This window comes from Mesorhizobium sp. M7A.F.Ca.CA.002.04.1.1 (genome assembly GCF_004022805.1).
GTDB lineage: Bacteria > Pseudomonadota > Alphaproteobacteria > Rhizobiales > Rhizobiaceae > Mesorhizobium > Mesorhizobium ciceri.
Genome location: NZ_RZPL01000609.1, coordinates 1 through 3,531, shown reverse-complemented (window position 1 = coordinate 3,531; position 3,531 = coordinate 1). Strand labels below are relative to the sequence as shown.

4 protein-coding genes are annotated in these 3,531 nt (G+C 62.2%); 1 reads left to right on the top strand and 3 read right to left on the bottom strand.

Annotated features, from left to right (window positions below; genetic code table 11):
* Positions 1-666: GTPase (locus ENZ75_RS25240; protein WP_128278397.1), on the bottom strand; the 666-nt coding region annotated here is incomplete at its 3' end.
* The gene (locus ENZ75_RS25235; protein WP_063167646.1) at positions 663-1,328 is read right to left on the bottom strand and encodes a tetratricopeptide repeat protein; all 666 of its coding nucleotides are present in this window, start codon (positions 1,326-1,328) and stop codon (positions 663-665) included. The genes ENZ75_RS25240 and ENZ75_RS25235, both read right to left, overlap by 4 nt.
* Positions 1,329-1,540: 212 nt before the next feature.
* Here ENZ75_RS25235 and ENZ75_RS25230 point away from each other — a divergent pair, with 212 nt between their 5' ends.
* On the top strand, positions 1,541-2,548 hold the full coding sequence (locus tag ENZ75_RS25230) for a polysaccharide deacetylase (protein WP_013532850.1): 1,008 nt from the start codon (positions 1,541-1,543) through the stop codon (positions 2,546-2,548).
* A gap of 33 nt (positions 2,549-2,581) precedes the next feature.
* On the opposite strand, the gene sbmA is transcribed toward ENZ75_RS25230, so the two are convergent.
* Positions 2,582-3,531, bottom strand: a 950-nt coding sequence (gene sbmA, locus ENZ75_RS25225) for a peptide antibiotic transporter SbmA (RefSeq protein ID WP_128278396.1), incomplete at its 5' end; no start/stop codon positions are given.

Sequence of the window (3,531 nt, the reverse complement as noted above, 5' to 3'; positions counted from 1 at the left end):
GATCAGCGTCGACTTGCCGGCATTGGGACGGCCGACGACGGCGATGCGCATCGGTTTGGTGTCGTCATAGGTGTGCTCGGCATCCGGATCGGCGATATCCTCGCCGATCAGCACCTCGCCGGCAGCGATCTCTTCGTCTTCGCCATCTTCGTCTTCGCCGAAGGCGCGCGCTTCGCCGAGCGCGCCGATCACGGCGTCGCGCAAATCGGGCATGCCCTGGCCATGCTCGGCCGAAACCGGGATCGGCTCGCCAAGGCCGAGCTCCCAGGCTTCCAGCATACCGCCCTGGGCGCCCTTCGCCTCGGCCTTGTTGGCGACCAGCACGACCGGCTTGCCGGACTTGCGCACGATCTCGGCGAAGGTCCTGTCGTCAGGCAAAAGGCCGGACTTGGCATCGATGGTGAAGAAGATCAGGTCGGCCTCGCGGATAGCGATCTCGGTCTGCGCACGCATGCGGCCGGGCAAGGTCGAGGCACCAGCGTCCTCGAAGCCGGCGGTGTCGATGACATCGAAATGCAGGTCGTAGAGCTTGGCGGCGTGGACGCGACGGTCGCGGGTGACGCCCGGCGTGTCGTCGACAAGCGCCAGCTTTCTTCCCACCAGCCGATTGAAGAGAGTCGATTTGCCGACGTTAGGTCTGCCGATGATGGCGACTTTGAAGGTCACGACGCACTGCCCGACCCGCGGATCAGCTCGGACATCAATGTTGCGCGCTCGCGGGTGTTGCGCGGGGCGCCGTCATCGGCGGCGATCTGGTCGAACAGTTTCAGCGCATCCTGCGTCTTGCCTTCCTTCCAGGCGGAAAGGCCGAGCGCCTCGCGCGCCGTGTGGCGCAGCGTGTTGGTGTCGGATGTCAGCGCTTCGATACGGCTGGACACGTCGGCGAACGAGCCATGGTCGACGAGCAGCAGCGCTGCCCGCAGCCGCGCCATGTCGCGAATGCTCTGGGGAATGGCCGTGTCGGCGGCGACTTCGTCGAAATCCTTGACGGCGGCGGGAACGTCGCCCTTGTTCGCCTTGACGGTCGCGCCGCGCATGCGTGCGAGCAGCGGATAGGCGCCGTAGCCATCCTTCTCCAACTGATCGAGCGCGGTCAGCGCCTCATCGTTCTTGCCGTCATTGGCAAGCTTCAGCGCCTGCGAGAACGCATCGCCCGAGCGGTTGGCGCGCGTCTCGTCCCAATAGCGATAGCCGACGAAGGCTGCGGTGCCGAGCACCACGAGGATCGCAACGACAATCAGGGCTGGGCCAAAACGGTCCCACAGCGCCTGCGCCTGTTCGCGACGGATCTCGTCGTTGACTTCACGGATAAAACTGTCGTCGGACATCAAATCAAACCATTCCTGCCCGGTCGGGCCTTTGTCAGCCCGCGTTTTAGCGAAATTTTGCCGGCATGGAAGGGGTTCGACCGGAAAATCGCTATTGTCCGGGGCAAACGGATGTTTGCCCCGGACGAGCAGCCGAAGAGGCCCATCGCACCCGCGCCACATTTAGGCGATAGCCGGCTTGCAGACGTTCCCCGAGTTAAGATCAGATTCCTATGCTTCGTCCGTTCCGCGTTGTTGCGTTTTCGCTTGCCGCGCTCGTCACTGCCGGCGTGGCTCTGGCCGACCCGCCCGCGCCACCGGTGCCGGCAAAGCCCAAGCAGGTCGTCATCATCTCGTTCGACAGCGCCCGCGACATTTCGCAGTGGAAGCGCAGTCGAGCACTGGCTGAGCGCACCGGGGCACATTTCACCTATTTTCTGTCCTGCGTCTTCCTGCTGTCGACGGAAACACGCAAGGAATACACCGCACCCGGCAGAAGCGCCGGGAAATCCAATATCGGCTTTGCCGCCTCGAAACAGGAAGTCACCGACCGGCTCGAGCAGATCGGGCTTGCCGCGCATGAGGGCCACGACATCGCCAGCCATGGCTGCGGCCATTTCGACGGCAAGGACTGGAGCAAGGCCGACTGGCTGAAAGAGTTCGGTTCGTTCGAGCACATTCTCGAGAACGCCTATGCCATCAACGGCATTGCGCCCGAGCCTGAGGGCTGGCGCGATTTCGCACGGCATGCGGTTGTCGGTTTTCGCGCGCCGTATCTGTCGACGGGCAAGGCGCTCTATGAAGCGCTGCCGGCCGCCGGCTATCAATTCGACGCCAGCGGCGTCTCGCAGGGCCCCGCCCGACCGACGGCCAGCAACGGCGTCATGCACTTTTCGCTGCCGCAGATTCCAGAAGGACCGAAGTCACGGCCGGTGATCGCCATGGACTACAATCTCTATGTCAGGCATTCCGGCGGCTTCGAACGGCCAAGCCAAGCGGGCGAGTTCGCCAACCGGACCTATGATGCCTTCCGCGCCGCCTTCGACAAGCAGTATGCCGGCAAGCGCATTCCGCTGGAGCTCGGCTTCCACTTCGCGCTGATGAATGACGGCGCCTACTGGAACGCGCTGGAGCGCTTTGCCGGCGAGGTCTGCGTCAAGGCCGATGTCGAATGCATCAGTTTTCGCGATTATGTTTCGCGCCAGGATGCCGGCCAGAGGCAGGTCTCGGTCGGCGGCTGAGCCGCCAACCCGGTTCGTTTCCAACCTCGATCTTTAGGCCGGATCCTCAGCGCCCTGCCTTGCCAGATAGCGCTGGTCGATATCGGGCAGCGGCTCGCCTTGCAGCGTCGCCTCGAAGGCGCGCAGGCGCTTGTGGACCGATTGCAGCTCGACGATGGTCGACCAGGAGGTGAGCAGAAACTGCAGTGAACCGGTCACCTTGCCGAATGCGTTCGAAATCTGGTTCAGCGCGCCGAACGTGATCTTGTGCGCCACCAGCGAGGGACCGAGGATCAGCAGCGAGAAAATGTTGTCGGCCTGCAGGTAGGTGTAACGGACGACGTTGAAATAGATGTAGTGGAAATAGAGCCTGAAATAATTGTGGCGAACATTCTCGAACAGCTCGGCCGTGGTGGCCGGCTGGGCCCGGTCCGCGTGATCCTCGCCGTAGACGAGTTCCTTGCGGTAGGCTGCCTCAACGCGCTGGTTGCGGAACTGCAGCCCTGGAAGTTTCAGACCTGCAACCATGACCGAGATCGTCCCGAACAGACACCAGGCAAGGGCTGCGACAACCAATGGCTGTGGAATCGCGCCGATAATCGGCAACTCGGTGATATGGGCCTGCAACTGGATCATGACCGGCAGGAATGCGATCAACGTCATAATCGACTGGACGAAGCTGGAGCCGAGATCTTCCATGATCTGCGAGAACCGCATCGTGTCTTCCTGGATGCGCTGCGAGGCACCCTCGATATGGCGTAGCCTGCCCCAATTCTCGACGAAGTAGTTGTTCATCGCCGTGCGCCAACGGAAGATCCAGTGACTGACGATGAAGGCGTTGACCACCTGCACATTCATGCCGACCAGGGCGAGCCACGAAAAATCAGCCAATCCGATATAAAATTCGCTGTTGGTCGACTTTCCAGTCCCCGACATCAGCCCCTGCACATAGTCGAAGAAAGGCCCATACCAGGCGTTGACGGCGACGCTGACCTGCACATTGA

Bases quoted from the DNA above. Each gene is read 5' to 3' on its own strand.
- ENZ75_RS25235 (WP_063167646.1), bottom strand. From the start codon at position 1,328: ATGTCCGACGACAGTTTTATCCGTGAAGTCAACGACGAGATCCGTCGC.
- ENZ75_RS25230 (WP_013532850.1), top strand. From the start codon at position 1,541: ATGCTTCGTCCGTTCCGCGTTGTTGCGTTTTCGCTTGCCGCGCTCGTC.